We start from the raw sequence: 18,431 nt of genomic DNA, 5'->3' as shown, positions 1-18,431 counted from the left end.
GCCCATCGGGCGACCCGCGACGCGGTGACAACGTCCTGTTCGCCTCACGACCGCAACATGCTCCCCGGCTCGACCTATCAGCCGTCAGCCTGGTCCGTCGGGATCCCTTCGGGACGCGAAAGTCGTCTCTGCGCCGCAATTCGGAATGGAGCGTTCATTGCCCCATAGCCGGCGTAAGCACCTCGCCGTTCGATGATTTCGAAGAAGAAGCCTTCGCCGAATGTCCGGCTGTAGATCTGGAAGTATTCGCCGTTGTCGTCTCGGTCGTAGAGTATTCCGGAGGCTCGAAGTGCATCTGAAAATTCGGGAGTGATACCAAGCCGCGCTTCCAGGTCGTCGTAGTAGTTGCGCGAGATGGGAAGCGGCTGAAATCCGCGATCGGCGAGCATGCGGGCCGTCGCGAAGATATCGTCCGTCGCGAAGGCGATGTGCTGGATGCTTGTTCCAAATCCCTCGGCAAGGAATTTGCCGGCAAAGGTCTTTCGATTGTCCGCGCCGTTCATCGTCAGCCTGAAGCCCGGTTGCGTCAGCGCTTCGATGGCCTGGCTCCGGATGAGCCCACCGGGATCGACGACATCGACCATGGGCGAGCGCCTGGTCTCGAAGATCGACGTGTAAAACAGCAGCCAGGTGAGCATTTCATCGTACCGCGTGGTCTGCGCGAGATGATCGACCCGCTTGAGACCGGCATCGATGCCGATGTCATCGCACGTCAACGGGATGAACTCATTCTTCCAGATCGATCTCAGATCCTCGGAATCATCGAGGAAGTAGATAACGCTGTTTCCGACCCCCTGGATGGCCGGGACCGAGACTTCGCCATCAAGACGTGGTTCGGAAAATGTCGAGGCGCCGAGAAGTCGGGCACGCTCGACGGCTGCCTTTGCATCGTCGACCTTCATTCCATACGCATAGGCGTTTGTGCCGTGTACGGTGTACGAAGCGCTGGCGAAGGTTTCTCCTCTGACGTCGGTATTCACGACGATTCGGATTCCGGCCTGCGTGAACAGGTCCACGGACCGGTTGCGATGTCTGGCGGCTTTCTTGAAGCCCAGCGTTGACAGGATTGCTTCGAGCTCGGGCTGTTGTGTCTCATCGGTGGTGAACTCGAGAAATTCGACGCCTTCGGCCCGAACTCGATTGGGCATGACGTGATCGTCGGTGCGAATGTCGGGTTCCTGGCGAACGACCTGATCCATGAGATAGACCAGAGAGCGATGGCCGTCTTCGGCGATTGCTCGGGCGGACCCGCCGCGGAACTGGTCGTTGAAAATCTCGAGGGAGAGCGGACCGTCATAACCGGTGGCAGCCACCGCCGACATAAAGTCGACCACGGGCAGATCGCCTTCGCCCGGCATGTTTCGGAAGTGCCTGCTCCAATACAAGAGATCCATGTCGATCATCGGAGCATCGGCGAGCTGAACGATGAAAATCTTGTCGCCGGGGATCGAGCGGATCGTGTTCGGGTCGATCTTGCGGGAGAGCGTGTGGAAGCTGTCAAGGATCAGACCGATACTCGGATGATCCGCTCTTCGCACGATCTCCCACGCATCACGGTGATCATTGACGTGGCGCCCCCAAGCAAGCGCCTCATATCCGACCCGAACGCCATGCTCGGCGGCGAGTTCTCCCAACTGACGAAAATCCTTCGCGGCACGATCAATGCCGCCAAGAGAGATTGGCGACACGTTCGAGCAGATCAACATCAAGTCGGTGCCGAGCTCGCCCATCACGTCGAATTTGCGCTTAGCCCGCTCGAATGCGCGGGCGCGATGCGGCTCGGGCATTCCCTCAAAGTCGCGAAAGGGCTGGAAGAGGGTGATCTCCAGCCCATGATCGCGCACCATCGCGGCGACCTCTCGAGGAGAAGCATCGAAGGTCAGAAAATCGTTCTCGAAGATTTCGACACCGGTGAAACCAGCCTTGGCGATCGCCGCGAGCTTGTCGGGAAATTCACCACTGATGGAAACGGTCGCGATCGAGGTTTTCATTTGCTGTCTCGACTTGCGTTGAATTTCGAGATCGCGCCGCGGAGCGCCAGCTGATAGCCGTCAGTCCCCATGCCAACGACGATCCCATCGGCGCGATGCGAGACGAACGAGTGATGCCGGAAGCTCTCGCGTTTATGCACGTTGGAAATGTGTATTTCGATGACCGGGCCCTCGAAGGTGTTCAAGGCATCCAGGATCGCAACGGAAGTATGCGTGAACGCGGCCGGATTGATCACGATGGCGGCGCCGTCTTCTCGCGCCTCGTGGACCCAGTCGATGATCTCGTATTCTCTGTTGCTCTGGTGAAAGCGGATCTCGAAGCCGAGTTCTTTCGCCAGCGCTTGGAGCTCGACCTCGACATCCGCGAGAGTCTTGCTTCCGTAAATATGCGGCTGCCGTTTTCCCAAAAGGTTCAGGTTCGGTCCGTTGAGGATGTAGATTACAGGCATCTTTTTCACTCCCTTGATGCAAAGTCGGCCGGAACTGGTCCGGCCGATGTTGTCATGCTGCTATCTGCTTTGCCGCGTCCGCGAAGCTCTCGGCGAGCTGGTGCATCACCGCCTCGCTGTTGCGGGCCGAAATGTAATGCCTGCCATAGGTGCTGAACATCGACATTACGCCTGCCCGCCGAAGAGCGATGTGCATGTCGGCGGTGAAGGACGGATCGGCCTTCTGAACCGCCTCCTGGTAGTCGGCAGGTGGTTGCCCGCCGCGCCAGAGGGTGAAGACCGTTCCGTACCCGCTCGTCGTGACGTCGAACCCTCTTTCCGCGAACGATGAGCGGATGCTTTCGCGTAGCGCATCGCCAGATTGACGAAGACGCTCGTAGTCGATCGTGTCGATGATCTCCATCGATGCCTTGACCGCAGCGCAGGCGACGGGATTGCCGTTGTAGGTGCCGGCGCGCCCGACACGCTGATCTTCAAAGGCCGACATGATATCCGGCCGTCCAACCAGCGCGGCGACCGCATAGCCATTGCCGATAGCCTTGCCGACTGTTGCCAGATCCGGTGACACGCCCAGGAAGTGCGAGGCAAGGCCCGCGTGGACGCGGAAGCCCATGAGAACTTCATCCATGATGACGAGAGCGCCGTTCCGCCGCGCAAGCGAGACGACGTGCTCCAGGTAACCCGGCTTCGCGACGACGCATCCCGCATTTGCCATCATCGGCTCCAGGACAATCGCCGCGATGTCGTCGCACTCGGAGAAGAGAAGTTCGGCGTCGGCGATATCGTTGAACCGGAGCAGCAACGTGTCGCCGCTGCTCGGGCGAATGTTCGTCCCCATAAGAGCCTCCGGGGAGCCGGCATTGCCAAAGGCAACGTCGTCGAACCAGCCGTCATATCCCGCGGCCATCTTGACGATCTTCCTCTTGCCGGTCACCGCACGCGCGGTCCGGCAGGCCAGATGAACCGCCTCGCTTCCGGAGTTCAGGAAGATGACCTTGCTGAGATCCCCGGTGTGAGCTGCCAGCGTCGCGGCAGCATCCTCTTCGAGTGCGTGGGCATAAGCAGGCATGGAGCCGCGTTCCATCGCAACGCGCACAGCTTCCGTTACTTGCGGGTCCGTGTGGCCGAGAAACGTCGCGCCGAAGCCGAGAGCGGTATCGACGTACTGCCGACCATTCTGATCCCAGACATAAGGTCCCTGGGCTTTGTCGACGAGGAACCGTTCTCCGTCCAGCTCAGGCACCACCCGACCCGCGCTGGAGATTCCACAGACAAGATGTTGCATTGTATTAAACTCCAAATAGCTTCGGAAGCCATTCTGTCAGCTGAGGAAAGGCAACCAGACCGGCGACACAGATGACGCTTGCGATCCAGTAGGGAACAAGCCAAACCGATACCGACCACATGTCGAGTTTGGCGACGTTGCACACGACGAAGATGTTCGTACCGATTGGCGGGGTGAAGAGACCGATACCCAACGTCATCGTGAACACGATCCCCGTCTGATATGGCGTCAATCCCGCCGCGAGAGCGATAGGAACGAGGATCGGCGCGAGAATGATCAGGGCGGGGCCGAGGTCGAGCCAGAAGCCGACGATCTTCAGCAGGACAAGGACAAGAATGATCGTGACGATCGGGCTTGTGTCCAATCCGGTGATCCACGCCGCGGCGTTGGCGGGCACCTGCTCTACGGTCAATATCCAGCCGAATGGCGTTGCAAGCGCCATGATCATCATGATCACGCCTGTCGTCGCCACCGCCGCCGATGCGGCGGCATAAAGCGAACGGAGCGGCAGTTCGCGATAAACGAGAATTCCGACGAGGAAGGAGTAGACAACTGCCAGCGCCGACGCTTCGGTCGCGGTGGCGATACCACCGATGATCGATCCGAGGACGAGAACTGGCATCAGGAGTGCCGGCAAGGCGCCGACGATGTCCCTGCCTATCTCGCCCCACGCCACGGGAACCTCGTTTCTCGGGAAATTGTGCCGCTTCGCAACGATATACGACGTGATCATAAACGTCGCTGCAATGAAGGCGCCCGGCACGAGAGCAGCAACCAGGAGGCCACCAATGGACGTGTTGGTGAGAACGCCGTAGAGGATGAGGATCACGCTTTGCGGACCGATGATCCCGAGAGTTCCAGACGCCGCGGTTACGGCGGCGGCGAACGCCTTCGGATAGCCGCGCTGTGCCATCGCGGGGATCATGATCGAGCCGACGGCACCGGTATCGGCCGTGGCCGAGCCGCTGATGCCACCGTAAACCAGCGCAGTTGCTACGTTGACAAGCCCGAGGCCGCCGGTAATTCGACCGAATATGTGTTCAGCGACACGCATGATGCGCGCCGTGAGCCCGCCGCGGTTCATCAATTCGCCCGCGAAGAGGAAGAGCGGGATCGCCGCCAGAGTTATCGCGTCGGCGCCGCGTAGCGTCTGCTGCGCGAACCACGCCGTGGGCAAGTTGAGGCCGCCGGCATAGATGGTGATGAGGCTGGCAACGCCCATGCACCATGCAATCGGGACGCCGATGAGCAGGAGGAAGGTAAAACTAACGATGAGAACTGCAACGGTCATGTCCGCACCTCTTTCTGTCGCTTCGCGAAGACAGTGAGAGCCAGCAGCCTTCTGGCGCCGATCACCAACGCGCCGATCCCGAGTACGAGAACGGTTGCGGTGATCACACCCGTCGGCATGCGCAGCACGGCCGTCGGGACCATTGCGGAGCGCTGCCATACGGCAAGCCCGCTGATCAGAAACGCCGCGCCCATGGTGACAAGGGCCAAGACGGAAATCAGATCCAACACGCGCTTCAACCCAGCCGGCGCGGCGTGGTTGAGCGCTTCGAAGGCGACATTCTCGCCCCGCAATTCAGCGTTCAACAGGCCAATGAAGGTGATCCAGATGAAGGCGATGCCCGCCACCTCGAACGACCACTCCACGCCACCGAACTCGAAGTAGCGTGCGATCACGCCGAGCAGTGTGGAGAAGAACATGACAACGAAGGAAACGACGCCCAACAACTCGAGGGCGCGCGCCACCGGCCCCGCCGCAACGGCGGGGCAGACGTTTCTAACGGCTCCATGGGTTCAACCTCAGTTCGCCGACGCGGCTTTTTCGACCGCCGACACCAGATCAGCGCCCCATTCCTTGGCGAACTGGGCGTATACGGGCTTTACCATCGCCGAGAAGGGAGCGGTATCGACCTTGGTGACGGTTACGCCCTTCGATTCCAGCGCGCTCTGGGTTTCTGCGTAAGCGCGGTCGAGTTCGCTTCTGTACCAGGCGACCGTATCGGTCGCTGCCTTGCGGATCGCCGCCTGTTCTTCCGGCGCCAGCTGATCGAACCGATCCTTGTTCATGAACCACCAGTTGGCGGTCCAAATGTAGTTGGAGATGGTGAGCTGCTTTGCGACTTCATACCACTTGGAATCGTAGTAATCGCGCATTTCCGGCTCGACAGCCGCGACGACATGCGACTGGAGCGCGGTATAGACCTGACCGAATGGAATGGACTCGGCCAGCGCACCGAACTGCTTCATCGTTGCGAGAATTACCGGGTTCGGAGGCGTGCGAATTTTGACGCCGGCGAGATCGGCCGGCTTTTCGATGGGCTTGCTGGTCGCGAACTGGCGGAAGCCCGAATCCAGGGCTCCGAGGATCATATAGCCACGATCCGCACCAAAACCCTGGACGGTCTGGCCTTGCTCGCTGTCCAGAAACTTGTGAACGTTCGCCGCGTCCTTGAAGAGAAATGGGAGCGACAAAACGTTGAGCCGAGGATCGATTGCATCGATCGAACCGCCCAGGCCGATATCAATGGCGCCGGCTCCGACGCCATCGGCGATCGGCCCTTCGTCGCCGAGCTGACCATTCGGGAAGATCTGGACCACGACGGATCCCTTGCTCTCCTCCTTGACCTCGGCGGCGAACTTCTCGACGGCCTTGTTGATCAAGCTTTCCGGCGAAGAAGCGTGCGCAAGACGAAGCGTGGTCTCAGCGGCAGCGGTGGTAGCGAACGCGCACATGGCCGAGCCGGCCAGAAGTGCTGCGACAATTGTAGAAGTGAATCCGAGTTTCACGTTGTTCCCCTGTTTTTGGTGTCGGTAGACCTCTAGAAACATAATCGGATGATCGTCGGACGAAAGGAGAGATTTCTTATCGATGCATAAGCGTCACTGATCTTTCACAAAATGCCCGCGGCGCGTATAGTCACGGGGCAAACATGGCGTGGTGACATGAGAAATCTCGATAGCGATGCTTTGGCCGCTTTTTTGGCCGTGGCGGAAACCGGCAGCTTTACCGCGGCAGCTGAGAGGCTGGGACGAACGCAGGCAGCGGTCAGCATGGCCATCGCCAAATGGGAAGAGAAACTGGACCTTCGTCTGTTCGATCGAGCGCATAGGCGCGTCTCCCTCACCCCAACCGGAGACCGTTTGCTGGAATATGCGCGTCGGATCAGAGCGATAGAGGACGAAGCCCTGGCAATGCTGCTGGAAGGGCGTAGCGAGAGCCGGGTGCGGCTCGGAATGCCGGATGACTACCTGACACTTTTCGGCAGAGCGCTTCTCGATCGCTTTGTTCCGCGCCACCCCAACGTCAGTCTGGACCTTAGGCACGATTTCTCCCATCGATTGGAGCAGATGGTGGATACGCGGGATCTGGACATCGCAATCGTGACCCAAGGCCTGTCCGAAGCGAAAGGCGAGGTTATCCGCGAGGAGCGCCAGATCTGGTGTTGCGCGCCTTCGCGTTCACCCGAGACCGCAACCAACCTGCATCTGGCGCTGTTTCCCGAGGGTTGCCGCGCACGTCCTCACATTCTTTCGGCGCTCGACAAGGTTGCGAGGACCTGGAGGGTCGTCTACTCGTCGTCGGACATAGCGGGCATCAAACTGGCGGTGGCATCCGGTGACGTGTTGACCGTTCTGCCCGAAAGCGCCGTCCCGGAGGATTGGCGTCGTCTTGACGAAAGTGACGGACTTCCCGCCTTGCCGCTTCTTCGGCTCGCAATGATCTTGCCGATGCATCCACGCCTGCCGGTTCGACAGCTTGCGTCATTCCTCAGATCTGAATTTCAGTCGCCCTACCAGCAGCTTCATGTAGCTCAAGCCGTGTGATCTTCCGTGTCGATCTCGGTCGATGACGTCAAGCCGCGACCGGCGTCGCACGCCTATATCGCGACGACGGCGGCATCCGTTACTGCACCGCCGATCTTATTGCCCGCAGAAGCAGGTCCATTGGCAAGGAGGACATTGCACCCGCTCTCACGGTGAGGCCTACCGGGCCGCGCGTGTCGCCAGTGTCGATTGGAAGAGCTGCGAGAAGTCCGTCGGCAATATCCCCGGCGACCACTCCCTCCGAGATAATCCACACGGCATCGGTTGCCCGAAGGAACGAACGACCGAAAGCGTCCGACACCGTCTCAACCTGCCTCGTTGAGAGAGAGATCCCGTTGGCGATCAGAAACTGCTCGACGATCGGCCGAATGACTGAATCGCGAGTTGGCATGAGCATCGCAAATGTCGATAGACCGGCAAATACGTTCGCTCCAGGGGCGAGAAGCGGGTGTCCGGCGCGCACGACAAAAAGGACTTGCTCGGAATAAAGATGTTCGAACGATAGACCGGTCATCTTCTCCGCGGACGCGAGCCGCCCAACGACGAGATCCAACTCGCCGATCTTCAATTGCTCCAGGAGCACGGAATTTTCCCCGGTCACGATTTTCACGGGGGTTCGCGTATCTTCGGCAAGGAAACGCGACATGGCCTTGGGCATCACCCGAGCCGATACGGTCGGTAGCGCGCCAACACGCAATGGCGGCCCGGCCTGTTCGAAATCCGGAGAAACGGCATCCAGTGCCTGTCGCAGAGCGGTGAGCGTTGCCCCGGCGTGCCTGAGAAAAACCTCGCCTTGTGTCGTCGGCCGAATGCCGCGCCCATCACGCTCGAAAAGGGGAATCTGCAAGACGTCCTCAAGTTCGCGGATTGTCTTGGTCACAGCCGGCTGGCTGATGTTGAGAGCTTCGGCGGCCATTTTGACGCTTCTGAGACGCGCAACCTCAACGAAGGCGTGCAACTGCCGGATCTTAACACGGGACTTGATCATGCTTTCATAACCAATGGGTTATTTATATCGGCCATTTTGTCATTTTACTTAACCACATCTCATTTGCAATAACGGTGCTTAGGCATGGAGGCGCGAATGGATTTTCTGGCTGTCGACGACATTTCGCTGCATTTCCGAATTCAGAACCTGCCAACCCGCGCGCAAGACAGACCCATTATCGTGTTCTGCAATTCGCTCGGCACGGACTTCCGGATTTGGGACGAGGTCATTGCGGCCATGGGCGATGAGTTTGGCTACGTGCTTTACGACCAACGCGGACAGGGATTGTCGGGGGTCGGCACAACGCCATACTCGATAGAAAGTCATGCGGAGGACTTGATAAGGCTGCTCGATCATCTGGAACTCGGCGACTTGATGATCTGGGGCTTGTCTGTCGGCGGCCTCATTGCCCAGTCGGTTTATGCGAAGCGACCAGATCTCGTGCGGGCGCTGGTGTTATCGAATACGGCACACAAGATCGGCACCGCCGAGACCTGGAACGCGCGTATCGATATTGCTCGCGGCGGCGGCCTGGCGGCGCTGGTCGATCCGGTCATGGAGCGCTGGTTTACGCCCGCGTTTCGCCGGCCGGACAACGCCCTTTTTCTGGGATGCCGCGCCATGCTCGCCCGTCAACCGGTCGATGGTTACTGCGGAACATGTGAAGCAATTCGCGATGCGGATTTCAGCGATGTGTCTGCCCGCATCGCCGTCCCAACGCTCTGTGTCGCGGGCGACCAGGACGGCGCAACTCCACCGCCACTTGTCCAGGAGTGCGCGAACCTGATCCCTCATTCCCGCTATGCGGAAATCTCCGGATTGCGGCCATATTCCCTGCGTCGAACAACCCGCGCTCTACGCCGCTACCGTGAGTGCCTTTCTCAATAATTTGTCGGAGCTCAATTGATGACACACGGTGGCAACCAAGCCGATCGCTACAGCCTGGGCATGGCGACGCGCCGCTCTGTTCTGGGTGATGCGCATGTGGACCGCGCAACGGCCCAGGCGGACGACTTCGACCAGGCGTTCCAGACGCTGATAACCGAGAGCGCATGGGGAACCGTATGGTCGAGCACGCAGTTGACGAAACGGGAGCGGTCCATTGTCACCATTGCGCTTCTGGCGGCTCTCGGCCAGGACGAAGAGCTGGCGATGCACGTTCGCGCGACAACCAACACCGGCGCAACGAAGGATGATATCCGTGAGGCGCTGATGCATGTCGCCATCTATGCCGGCGTACCGGCGGCCAATCATGCATTCAAGATCACAAAGCGGACGCTCGCCGACATGAGTGACGGCAAAGACGAGAACAGGAGCTGACATGGCTGATCATCCACCGGAAACTGGGCCATTCTTCGCGCGCGACCGGGCGACACAGCCGCCAGCCCATACTCCGTGGTATAAAACGAGCATTCTGCGGTCGCCCCAGCGGGCGCTGATCTCGCTGGATGGAACGAAGAGCGAGATCACCGGACCGGTCTTCGGCCACGGAATGCTGAATGCGCTCGACAACGATCTCATCCTCAACTACGCCCGCCCCGGCGAAATGCCGATTGGTCCGCGCATCCTGGTGCATGGCCGGGTTCTCGATGAGCGCGGCCTCGGCGTGGCTGGCGCGCTCTTGGAGTTCTGGCAGGCAAATGCCGGCGGGCGCTACCGCCACAAAAAGGAAACCTACCTCGCCGCCATCGATCCGAATTTCGGCGGCGTCGGCCGTACCATCACCGACGAGAACGGCTACTACTGGTTCAAGACCATCCAGCCGGGCGCCTATCCCTGGCCGAACGGTGTAAACGACTGGCGGCCCGCACATATTCATTTCTCGGTTTTCGGACATGGCTTTGCCCAACGCCTGATTACTCAGATGTATTTCGAAGGGGACCCGATGATCTGGAACTGTCCCATCGTCAAAACCATCCCCGACGAGAGCGCGATCCGGCAGCTGATCGCTCCGCTTGACATGAATGCCACGATCCCGATGGACATGCGTGCCTACAGGTTCGACATCGTCTTGCGCGGTCGCCGCTCGACTTTCTTCGAGAACCGCCCGGAGGGCAACTGAGATGGTTCAATCACTGTCCTACCTCAAGGAAAGCGCTTCGCAGACGGCCGGCCCCTATGTCCACATTGGCTGCACGCCGAACTTCGCGGGCATAAAGGGGGTATTCGAGAAGGATCTTGGTTCCGGTGCGCTCTATGACGAGCAGACGCAGGGCACGCGCATCACCATCCGAGGGACTGTCTATGATGGTGGCGAAAATGCGCTGAAGGATGCGCTGATCGAGATCTGGCAGGCGGACGCTGCCGGTCTTTACAACAGCCCCGGCGAGACGCGCGGAACTGCCGACCCCACCTTCCTTGGTTGGGGCCGCTCGCCGGGCGACATGGAGACTGGCGAGTTCGTTTTCGAGACGATCAAACCCGGCAGCGTGCCGTTCAGAGATGGCCGCTGGATGGCGCCTCATGTCACCTTCTGGATCGTTGCACGCGGCATCAACATCGGCTTGCAGACGCGCATGTACTTCTCCGACGATGAGGCCGCGAATGCACAGGACCCGGTGCTTGCCCGCATTGAACACAAGGCCCGCATTTCTACGCTGATCGGCAAGAAGGAAGGCGACAGCACCTATCGCTTCGACATCCATCTCCAGGGCGATAAGGAAACCGTCTTTTTCGACATCTAGAGGATTGCCAGCGAAATCATGAGTGTATGCGCATTTGAACACCCGATCCTGTCGGGCCTGCTCGGTGACGGGGAGCTTGCAGCCTTGTTTGACAGCGAGGCGGATATTGCCGCCATGCTGCGCTTCGAGCTTGCTCTTGCGCAGGCGCAAGCCGAATGCGGCGTGATATCGAACCAGGACGCCGAGAACATCGCATCGGCGATTGCGAAATTCCGGCTGGATCTTTCCGCTCTTCGGGCGGCTCTTGGGATCGACGGTGTTGTCGTTCCGGAATTGGTAAGGCAGTTGCGAGCAACCGTCGGCCAGCCAAGCGACGCCAAGGTTCATTTCGGCGCCACCAGTCAGGACGTCATCGACAGCAGCTTGATGCTAAGGCTGAAGGCAGCCGCCAACGTTCTCGTCAGACGGCTTGCGGCAGTTGCCGACAGCCTCTCCGCACTTGTCCAACGCGACGGTCACCGCTCGCTTATGGGTTACACCCGCATGCAGGCAGCGATCCCGATCGGCGCCGCCGATCGGATCATGACCTGGCAAGCGCCTTTGGAAAGAGACCTGTCTCGGCTCTCGGTACTTTTGGAAGCGAATTTTGCAATTCAGTTCGGTGGTGCGGCCGGAACTCTCGAAAAACTTGGCGACAAGGGTTCGGCCGTGCGGGCCGCGCTTGCCACACGTCTCGATCTCGTTGACCTGCCGCAGTGGCACAATCAGCGAGATTTGCTCGCCGAGTTCGCCGGAGTGCTCTCTCTGATCACAGGGACCCTTGGAAAGTTCGGGCAGGATATCGCGCTTATGGCCGAAGTCGGCGGCGAGATCGTGCTGGCGGGCGGGGGTGGGTCCTCGGCGATGCCGCACAAGCAGAACCCCGTGGCAGCCGAACTCCTGGTGACGCTTGCGCGGTTCAATGCCGCCCAGATATCAGCCATCCATCATTCGTTGGTGCACGAACAGGAGCGCTCCGGCTCAGCGTGGGTTTTGGAGTGGCTTGTCTTGCCGCCGATGGTTTCAGCCACGGGCGTGGCGCTACTGACGGCGGACCGTCTCCTCGGACAAATTCAGATGATTGGCCGAGGTTCCGGGGGCTTGATCGACGACAGCGGTATCTAGCGCCGCGACGACGGATTCCTGCGTGGCCGGTCGGCCACCACGTTCATCGTCGCTTGCTCGTGGCAAGCTGTAGATACTGTATGCACCCCCAAGTTCGGCCATACCGCGAAGTAAACTGTCAATTGCCGACCGGAAAATGGACCGCATCCGAAGTGGCTTCCCGCGTTCAGTTCTGCGTAGGCCAGATTGATCGCGCGATGACGTCCACCTGCCGTCGAGAAAATTTCCACACACCATCAATCCGCAGATAGCTGTCGTCATAAACGATCTGAAAGGTGTGACATGCCCCGGACTGGTACCTGTCGCCGATGTGGCTCACGTTCAGAAAATGATGGGCGGTGCAATACACCGTTCCGGTGGCCGAATTTCCATTGAGCTCGACAAGCTGCGTTGAAACGAGATGCTGTGTTTTCGAATACCGCGCCAGTTGTACGGCAGGCATTCTGAGAACCTCGCCCAGCGATCTTGGCGGTGCGGCGCCACTCGTCAGGATCATTTCATCGCAAAACAAATCCCGCCACATAGCGTCATTGCCCGTGTCCAACGCTACTGCATAGCGATGGGACAGGCTTTTGACTTTCTCTGTCTCGATGATGGGATCTTCAATCATTGTTCTTGTTCGGGAAGATTTCGAAGTCGTTGCTGCGCTTCAATATCCTCGTAATGCTCGTGGTCGACATTTGCTGACATCCCGGCAACGAATGTATGCGCCGGATCAACTCGTAGGCATCGACCCTGGTACGGGCCACTCCCGCCGCGCGGATGTCGAAGGTTCCGATACAGACGCCGACAAAGATCATCTGCTCCATGTCGTTCAGCTGCTCGGCCATTTCCTCGAGATGGCCGGACTTCACGATGATATCGAAATTCAGATAGTGATCGTAGCCCGCCATCAGCGGGTTGATCCAGGCGCCGAACCGGATTGCCTTGCTGTTCTGCAGCCTCGCCAGTCTCTTGCGAACGGTCGCTTCGGAAATGTCCAGCTGGCGCGCGACGTCGGTGTTCTGCAGCCTGCCATCGCGTCGCAATATATTGATGAGTTTCGCATCGACATCGTCGATGATCACCCGTGCGCCCTCGACTTCCGCGGGATCGTCCTTATCGTTCTGGCTCACTCGTCTTTTCCTCATGGTTGGGTTCATCCCTGTCGTTTGACGAACCCGGTAATGCTTGTCGAGCACCAAATACCGGCTTTGTGGAAGGGATCAGCTCGATTGAAACTTTCGACCGCATCTTTTGAAGCCGCCTCGACGACAAAGAGACTCCCGATCATAGTCTCGCTTACGTCATCGATCAAAGGGCCCGACATGACGATCTTCACGCCGAACCCCGATGTATCCGCCAGAAATGCCTTATGCGCGTCATAATGAGCGAGGCGGTTGTCAAGGCTGCCTTCGTGATCGAGGGCGTGGATAACGTAGAGCATTGATTTTCTCCTTAGACCCGAGCCGGTTCAGCAAGACCCGAGCGCCGTTCGATCGACTTGACGATCGCGATGAAATCCTCGTCGCCGAGCCCCTCTTCGACCAGGGCGGAGAATGAAGACCGCACGAGCCTTGCAATCGGGGTGACCACGTTCGACGCTTCCGCGGCACCCACAACCAGCTCGAGGTCCTTGAGCATCTGCTTGCCGGAGAATGTCGAGGAAAAGTCGCGTTGCTTGAGTGGCGAAACCTTGTAGCGCACAACCGGCGAGGCGACCGCACTTTCATCGAGCAGATCAAGCATGTCGTTCCAGCCGATATTGCCCGCACGCGCGAGCGAAAGCGATTCCGCCATCATACCCGCCGTTGTCGCAACCATCAGATTGAGCGCAAGCTTGGCATAGCGCGCCTCGTCGGCGTGTCCGAGATAGCGTTGTGCCTTGGAAAAGCAGGCGAGCAACGGCAGCGCTTCATCGAAGGCCACCCTCGGGCCGGAGGCGAGTGCCGTCAGCGTGCCGGCTTCCGCAAGGGTTGGGCCGCCGGAAAGAGGGCAACGGAGATAGGCGATCCCCTGTTGCTCGCACAGACTTGCCAAGGCTGCGGACGCGGCCGGGCTGACCGTGCTCGTCTCGATCAGCGTACTTCCTTTCGCCATGCTGCCCAGCATGCCGCCGTCACCAAAGACGGCCTGTAGGGCCCCATCGTCGGGCAGGGAACTGACGACGAAGCGGCTCCCGGCCGCTTCCTGCGCGAAATCCGTGCCGATCTTGACGGATCGCTGCTTTGCCAAGGCAAGGCGCTCGGGCGAACGGTCATAAGCCACCACCGCAAATCCACCCGCCACAAGCCGGCCTGCCATCGGCAACCCGAGCTTGCCAAGTCCGATCCAGGACACGGTCATAGCGATGCTCCTTCGACGGTTTTGTCGCAAGCCAGGCCATTCGGATAGCTGACCAACTCGAGTTGCATGCCCCACGGAGCAAGAAAATAGATCCAGGTCAGGCCGGCGGAAGGGCCTTCGGTCATTGTCACAGGTCCCTTCAAAACCTTCACGGAATGGTCGCGAAGATAGCGCACGGCGGCATCCATATCTTCGACATACAAACCGATGTGACTTGCGCCGAAGTCGGAGTTGGCGGGGATATGCGTCTTCTGATCGGGCGCCTGATACTCGAAAAGTTCGATCATCGTGCCGTTACCGGTATCGAGCATCCGCAATTTTCGAATGACGCTGCGCGGGTGAACGAGAAGATAGTCCTGCATCCAGTCGTCATCCGCAATGAAGGGACCGACATCATACAGAACCTTGCAGCCGAGCATGCCGGCGAAGAAATCGGTCGCCTGCTCGATATCGGGCACCGTTACACCGATATGGTCCATTCCACGCCTGCCGGGTAAGCCCTGTTTCATTTCTCTACCTCCCTTCGAACATGAAGGGCAGGCGCGTGAAGCGCCTGCCTGAGTGATCACTTGACGCCCGATGGATGGGCGCTTTCCATGTCGTAGAAGGTGATGTCGGCATCCTTGGTCAGGTAGGAGAGGCGGTTTTCCCAAAATCCCTTGAGATGCGGCGTTTCCAGATGTTCCTCGAAAGCCTTCCGGTCCTTCCAGTTCTCGTAGAACATGAAATGAAGCCGATCGTCCGAAGATCGATGGAAATGATAGTCAACGCAGCCCGCCTCCTGGCGGGTAGGCGCGGCGAAGGCGTGAAGCACTTCTTCAAGCTCCGCAGCTTTTTCGGGCTTGGCGTGAAGATGGGCGATGAGTGTAAGCATGAGTTCCTCCTTTGGTTGCATTTCAGCCCGTTTCGGGCACAGGGAGTCCTGGCCGCCGGCCGCTCGGGTCGGCGGAAACATTGTCGATGCAGTTGGATGGGCGGTGCCGGCGAACTACTTCGCTGGCTTTGGCTCGGACTTCGCCTGGTACTGAGCGCCCCATTTGTTCAGTATGCGATCGCGGTTGTCGTTGCCCCACGCAATATCGATCTTCAAGGCGCGCTGATCGCCGTTTTCAACGGCATTGGGTTGGCTGCTTTTGATACCGTTTCGCGCCACGATTCCGTAGTATTTTGCGTAGGCTTCGTTCGCCTTCTGGCTGATCGAGAAATCGAGAAGCAGTTTCGCGAGTTCAGGCTTCTTGGAACCCTTTGGCAGGGCCGACGCCTCGATACCCCAGCCCGTTCCATCGGACGGCACCAGCAGATCGATCGGCGCGCCCTTCGACTTCAGCGGCGAGGCGTTGAAGTCCGTCGACAGGCCCACGACGTATTCACCGGCGGCGGCCTGCTTGCAGGGCGTGGAGCTGGAATTGGTATACGACGCCACGTTCTTATTGAGCGCGTCGATATAGGTCCAGGCTTTGTCCTCTCCCATAGATTGGATCCAGGCCATGATGTAGGCGTAACCAGTGCCGGACATCTGCGGACTGGGCATCGTAATCTGGCCCGCGTAAACAGGCTTCGTCAGATCCGCCCAGGATTCCGGCTTGGGAATACCGCGCTTTTCCGCTTCCACCGTATTGAAGCAGATCAGGTTCAGGAACATGTCCAGACCGGTCCATGCCGGCGGCTTGTTGACCGCATCAACGAAAAGCGGTTTCAGCTCCTCCACTCCCTTTGGCGAGTAGCGCTCGATAAGACCCGCCTGGTCGAGCGTGATGATCTCGGGAACAGGCAGGCCCCAGATGACATCCGCTTTCGGGTCCGCCTTTTCCGCGATAATCCTCGCGGCCAGCATTCCGCCAGCCTCGCGTACCCAGTTAATCTTTACGTCTGGATACGCCTCGTTGAAGGCGGCCGCGTAAGGTGCTAGGACCGACGGCAGCAGCGCCGTGTAAACCGTAAGCTGACCGGAAGGCTGCTGAGCGAAACCGGAACCGCCGGCGCCGATCGCGGCCAGGCATACGACGCCTGCCATCAAGTGCTTCATCCTGCTTTTCATGCTTGTTCTCCTCCACTTCGTTATGGTTTTCATCGATGCGCCTGCCGCCATCTCTGCGTATGGGTCAGCAGATATTTCGTGACCACGGTTTGGCAGAGCTTCACGATGGCGGACGTCAACAGGATCATCACCGCCATGGCCGCCGCGTAGGCGGTGTCGCCGGTGTCGTCCATTTCGACGACCGCGATGGAAGCAAGCTTGCCGCCGGGTCCGTAGAGAAAGATCACCGCTGCAACTGTTGTCATCGCATTGACGAAGAAGAACGTCGCGATGTCGATCAATGCCGGGACGCAGATGGGTAGCGTCACCCGCCACATCGTCTTCCAGAACGGCGTTCCAAGCGCCTCGGAGGCCGCTTCGAATTCCTCGTCGAGTTGCCTCAAGGCGGTGACCGCCGTCAGATGCGGAACGGTGTAGTAGTGGGCAATCGTCACCATCACCAGGATGGCGGTTGTTCCGTAAAGGAAATTCAACGGGTTGCTGGGCGAGTTGAAGAAGAAAATATAGCCGAGACCAAGCGTGATGCCGGGTATCGCGATGGGCATCATCGCGAAAAGCTGCATGATGCCACGGAGCGCGAAAGGCACTTTCGTCTTCTCCGCCAGATATGCGCCGACGAACACCACCGCCGTGCCGACAATCGCCGTCCAGGCCGCCATCCGCAAACTATTCACATAGGATGACCATCCGGACGTATTGACGACCGAGAAGTCGTAATTGCCGAGCGCAAGCGTCAGATCATAGGGCCAGAATGTCACCAGAGAGGCAAAAATCGCCACGCCGATTATGAACAATATGATGGCGGCAACGATGACCGTGAAAGCCGTCACGGCTATATCGGTCAACGGGCGGCTTTTCGGGCGCAGAAGCACGGACCGGGCGCTCAGTTGCGACGTCTGACCGCGCCTGGCCAAGCGTTCAATGGTAAAGGTCACAATCGTCGGAAGAATAAGCAGTACACCGATAACCGCACCCAGCTGGAATTTCTGCTGGCCGATAATCTGCTTGTACACCTCGATCGCCAACACCGAATATTGCCCGCCGATGACCTTGACGATACCGAAGTCCACGATCGCGATCGTGAACACGACCGCCGCCGCATTGACCAGGCCGTAACGGGCGGCGGGAAGCGTGATCGTCCGAAACGTACGATAGGGCGAGGTTGCGAGCGTTTCGGCGACTTCGTAAAGGCGGGCATCCGAGTTCGCCAAGGCCGTCGTCAGGATCAGCGTCGCGAAGGGAAAGGCGTAGAAAACCTGCGCCGTCACGATACCGATCGGCCCGTAGATACTCTGGCCCTGCAGAGCGTAAGTCAGAAAACCCTGGTTACCGAAAATGTAGATCAGAGCGATGGCAGGCAGCAGCGAAGGTGCCAGGATGGGCAGGTATGCGATGCCCTTGAACAAGGCTTTGAACGGCAAGCGCGTTCGCGTCAACGCGTACGAATAACCGAATGCAAGCGGCACGGTGATCGACGTGGTCAACACAGCAATGAAGAGGCTGTTCACAATCGACTGACGCAAAGCCGGGTTCGCAAAATACGCCTGATAGTTGCTCAGTCCGACGAAATTCCCTTTGTCATCAAACATGCTTTGAGACAGGAGCGAAAAGATAGGAATGACAACCAGGATCAGCAGCAACAGGACACATGCCAGCATGGCAATCGTCCGGATGGTGCGTTCCATTCCGCCGGTGCCGGAAGAGGAGGAAATAACGGACACGGTCGATGCCAT

The 18,431-nt window shown here is 59.1% G+C and carries 20 protein-coding genes and 1 pseudogene; 6 read left to right on the top strand and 15 right to left on the bottom strand.

What is annotated here, in order from left to right:
• Window positions 1-77: 77 nt before the first annotated feature.
• From P3R82_RS05550 to P3R82_RS05525, 6 genes are read right to left on the bottom strand one after another with little or no spacing between them, the layout of a single operon-like run.
• The gene (locus P3R82_RS05550) at window positions 78-1,991 is read right to left on the bottom strand and encodes a sugar phosphate isomerase/epimerase and 4-hydroxyphenylpyruvate domain-containing protein (protein ID WP_283193336.1); all 1,914 of its coding nucleotides are present in this window, start codon (window positions 1,989-1,991) and stop codon (window positions 78-80) included.
• Window positions 1,988-2,440, bottom strand: a complete 453-nt coding sequence (gene aroQ / locus P3R82_RS05545) for a type II 3-dehydroquinate dehydratase (RefSeq protein WP_283193335.1) — start codon at window positions 2,438-2,440, stop codon at window positions 1,988-1,990. Before aroQ ends, P3R82_RS05550 begins: the two co-directional genes overlap by 4 nt.
• 52 nt (window positions 2,441-2,492) lie before the next feature.
• On the bottom strand, window positions 2,493-3,725 hold the full coding sequence (locus P3R82_RS05540) for an aminotransferase class III-fold pyridoxal phosphate-dependent enzyme (protein ID WP_283193334.1): 1,233 nt from the start codon (window positions 3,723-3,725) through the stop codon (window positions 2,493-2,495).
• A 4-nt stretch (window positions 3,726-3,729) separates the two neighbouring features.
• A complete protein-coding gene (locus tag P3R82_RS05535; protein ID WP_283193333.1) occupies window positions 3,730-5,016 on the bottom strand; it encodes a TRAP transporter large permease in 1,287 nt (428 codons plus the stop codon).
• On the bottom strand, window positions 5,013-5,480 hold the full coding sequence (locus P3R82_RS05530; protein ID WP_283193332.1) for a TRAP transporter small permease subunit: 468 nt from the start codon (window positions 5,478-5,480) through the stop codon (window positions 5,013-5,015). The genes P3R82_RS05535 and P3R82_RS05530 overlap by 4 nt, the downstream gene beginning before the upstream one ends.
• A 54-nt stretch (window positions 5,481-5,534) precedes the next feature.
• Window positions 5,535-6,467 (bottom strand): TRAP transporter substrate-binding protein, encoded by a 933-nt coding sequence (locus P3R82_RS05525; protein ID WP_349294040.1) that lies wholly within the window; start codon window positions 6,465-6,467, stop codon window positions 5,535-5,537.
• A gap of 210 nt (window positions 6,468-6,677) precedes the next feature.
• Between P3R82_RS05525 and P3R82_RS05520 the strand changes: the two genes are divergently transcribed.
• Entirely contained in the window at window positions 6,678-7,559 is an 882-nt protein-coding gene (locus P3R82_RS05520) for a LysR family transcriptional regulator (protein ID WP_283193330.1), read from the top strand.
• 79 nt (window positions 7,560-7,638) lie between these two features.
• Here the strand turns inward: P3R82_RS05520 and pcaQ are convergent, their stop codons facing one another.
• Window positions 7,639-8,547 carry a pca operon transcription factor PcaQ gene (pcaQ, locus tag P3R82_RS05515; RefSeq protein WP_283193329.1) on the bottom strand — a complete coding sequence of 303 codons (909 nt, stop codon included), beginning with the start codon at window positions 8,545-8,547 and terminating at the stop codon, window positions 7,639-7,641.
• Between the two features lie 96 nt (window positions 8,548-8,643).
• Here pcaQ and pcaD point away from each other — a divergent pair.
• The 5 genes and pseudogenes from pcaD (at window position 8,644) to P3R82_RS05490 (ending at window position 12,335) form a co-directional block, all read left to right on the top strand.
• A pseudogene (pcaD, locus tag P3R82_RS05510) lies at window positions 8,644-9,454 on the top strand (3-oxoadipate enol-lactonase).
• Complete coding sequence (pcaC, locus tag P3R82_RS05505) at window positions 9,454-9,867, top strand: 4-carboxymuconolactone decarboxylase (RefSeq protein WP_283193328.1); 414 nt, start codon at window positions 9,454-9,456, stop codon at window positions 9,865-9,867. Before pcaD ends, pcaC begins: the two are co-directional and overlap by 1 nt.
• 1 nt (window position 9,868) lies before the next feature.
• Window positions 9,869-10,609, top strand: coding sequence for a protocatechuate 3,4-dioxygenase subunit beta (gene pcaH / locus P3R82_RS05500; RefSeq protein ID WP_283193327.1), 741 nt, complete (start codon window positions 9,869-9,871; stop codon window positions 10,607-10,609).
• Between the two features lies 1 nt (window position 10,610).
• Window positions 10,611-11,231 carry a protocatechuate 3,4-dioxygenase subunit alpha gene (pcaG, locus tag P3R82_RS05495; protein ID WP_283193326.1) on the top strand — a complete coding sequence of 207 codons (621 nt, stop codon included), beginning with the start codon at window positions 10,611-10,613 and terminating at the stop codon, window positions 11,229-11,231.
• An 18-nt stretch (window positions 11,232-11,249) separates the two neighbouring features.
• Entirely contained in the window at window positions 11,250-12,335 is a 1,086-nt protein-coding gene (locus P3R82_RS05490; protein ID WP_283193325.1) for a 3-carboxy-cis,cis-muconate cycloisomerase, read from the top strand.
• A 166-nt stretch (window positions 12,336-12,501) separates the two neighbouring features.
• Here the strand turns inward: P3R82_RS05490 and P3R82_RS05485 are convergent, their stop codons facing one another.
• From P3R82_RS05485 to P3R82_RS05450, 8 genes are all read right to left on the bottom strand, one after another.
• Complete coding sequence (locus P3R82_RS05485; protein ID WP_283193324.1) at window positions 12,502-12,945, bottom strand: nuclear transport factor 2 family protein; 444 nt, start codon at window positions 12,943-12,945, stop codon at window positions 12,502-12,504.
• Complete coding sequence (locus P3R82_RS05480; RefSeq protein ID WP_283193323.1) at window positions 12,938-13,450, bottom strand: Lrp/AsnC family transcriptional regulator; 513 nt, start codon at window positions 13,448-13,450, stop codon at window positions 12,938-12,940. The genes P3R82_RS05485 and P3R82_RS05480 overlap by 8 nt, the downstream gene beginning before the upstream one ends.
• A gap of 23 nt (window positions 13,451-13,473) precedes the next feature.
• On the bottom strand, window positions 13,474-13,761 hold the full coding sequence (locus P3R82_RS05475; protein ID WP_283193322.1) for a YciI family protein: 288 nt from the start codon (window positions 13,759-13,761) through the stop codon (window positions 13,474-13,476).
• 11 nt (window positions 13,762-13,772) lie between these two features.
• Window positions 13,773-14,660: an NAD(P)-dependent oxidoreductase gene (locus P3R82_RS05470; protein ID WP_283193321.1), complete on the bottom strand. Its 888-nt coding sequence runs from the start codon at window positions 14,658-14,660 to the stop codon at window positions 13,773-13,775.
• A complete protein-coding gene (locus tag P3R82_RS05465) occupies window positions 14,657-15,139 on the bottom strand; it encodes a VOC family protein (protein ID WP_283193519.1) in 483 nt (160 codons plus the stop codon). The genes P3R82_RS05470 and P3R82_RS05465 overlap by 4 nt, the downstream gene beginning before the upstream one ends.
• Window positions 15,140-15,225: 86 nt before the next feature.
• Entirely contained in the window at window positions 15,226-15,534 is a 309-nt protein-coding gene (locus P3R82_RS05460; protein WP_283193320.1) for a putative quinol monooxygenase, read from the bottom strand.
• Between the two features lie 114 nt (window positions 15,535-15,648).
• Window positions 15,649-16,698, bottom strand: a complete 1,050-nt coding sequence (locus P3R82_RS05455) for an extracellular solute-binding protein (protein WP_283193319.1) — start codon at window positions 16,696-16,698, stop codon at window positions 15,649-15,651.
• Between the two features lie 29 nt (window positions 16,699-16,727).
• Window positions 16,728-18,431, bottom strand: a complete 1,704-nt coding sequence (locus P3R82_RS05450; RefSeq protein WP_283193318.1) for a putative 2-aminoethylphosphonate ABC transporter permease subunit — start codon at window positions 18,429-18,431, stop codon at window positions 16,728-16,730.

Source organism: Rhizobium sp. AN80A, assembly GCF_030053015.1.
In the GTDB taxonomy this organism is placed as follows: domain Bacteria; phylum Pseudomonadota; class Alphaproteobacteria; order Rhizobiales; family Rhizobiaceae; genus Rhizobium; species Rhizobium metallidurans.
The sequence above is the reverse complement of the archived record's forward strand: the minus strand, read 5'-3'. Positions and strand labels throughout refer to the sequence as shown.

Excerpts from the sequence above, each read along its gene's own strand:
- P3R82_RS05525 (WP_349294040.1), bottom strand. The coding sequence starts at position 6,467 with ATGTGCGCGTTCGCTACCACCGCTGCCGCTGAGACCACGCTTCGTCTT.
- P3R82_RS05475 (WP_283193322.1), bottom strand. The coding sequence starts at position 13,761 with ATGCTCTACGTTATCCACGCCCTCGATCACGAAGGCAGCCTTGACAAC.
- aroQ (WP_283193335.1), bottom strand. The coding sequence starts at position 2,440 with ATGCCTGTAATCTACATCCTCAACGGACCGAACCTGAACCTTTTGGGA.
- pcaC (WP_283193328.1), top strand. The coding sequence starts at position 9,454 with ATGACACACGGTGGCAACCAAGCCGATCGCTACAGCCTGGGCATGGCG.
- P3R82_RS05535 (WP_283193333.1), bottom strand. The coding sequence starts at position 5,016 with ATGACCGTTGCAGTTCTCATCGTTAGTTTTACCTTCCTCCTGCTCATC.
- pcaQ (WP_283193329.1), bottom strand. The coding sequence starts at position 8,547 with ATGATCAAGTCCCGTGTTAAGATCCGGCAGTTGCACGCCTTCGTTGAG.
- pcaH (WP_283193327.1), top strand. The coding sequence starts at position 9,869 with ATGGCTGATCATCCACCGGAAACTGGGCCATTCTTCGCGCGCGACCGG.
- pcaG (WP_283193326.1), top strand. The coding sequence starts at position 10,611 with ATGGTTCAATCACTGTCCTACCTCAAGGAAAGCGCTTCGCAGACGGCC.
- P3R82_RS05485 (WP_283193324.1), bottom strand. The coding sequence starts at position 12,945 with ATGATTGAAGATCCCATCATCGAGACAGAGAAAGTCAAAAGCCTGTCC.
- P3R82_RS05460 (WP_283193320.1), bottom strand. The coding sequence starts at position 15,534 with ATGCTTACACTCATCGCCCATCTTCACGCCAAGCCCGAAAAAGCTGCG.
- P3R82_RS05455 (WP_283193319.1), bottom strand. The coding sequence starts at position 16,698 with ATGAAAAGCAGGATGAAGCACTTGATGGCAGGCGTCGTATGCCTGGCC.
- P3R82_RS05470 (WP_283193321.1), bottom strand. The coding sequence starts at position 14,660 with ATGACCGTGTCCTGGATCGGACTTGGCAAGCTCGGGTTGCCGATGGCA.
- P3R82_RS05450 (WP_283193318.1), bottom strand. The coding sequence starts at position 18,431 with ATGGCATCGACCGTGTCCGTTATTTCCTCCTCTTCCGGCACCGGCGGA.
- P3R82_RS05490 (WP_283193325.1), top strand. The coding sequence starts at position 11,250 with ATGAGTGTATGCGCATTTGAACACCCGATCCTGTCGGGCCTGCTCGGT.
- P3R82_RS05540 (WP_283193334.1), bottom strand. The coding sequence starts at position 3,725 with ATGCAACATCTTGTCTGTGGAATCTCCAGCGCGGGTCGGGTGGTGCCT.
- P3R82_RS05550 (WP_283193336.1), bottom strand. The coding sequence starts at position 1,991 with ATGAAAACCTCGATCGCGACCGTTTCCATCAGTGGTGAATTTCCCGAC.
- P3R82_RS05465 (WP_283193519.1), bottom strand. The coding sequence starts at position 15,139 with ATGGACCATATCGGTGTAACGGTGCCCGATATCGAGCAGGCGACCGAT.
- P3R82_RS05520 (WP_283193330.1), top strand. The coding sequence starts at position 6,678 with ATGAGAAATCTCGATAGCGATGCTTTGGCCGCTTTTTTGGCCGTGGCG.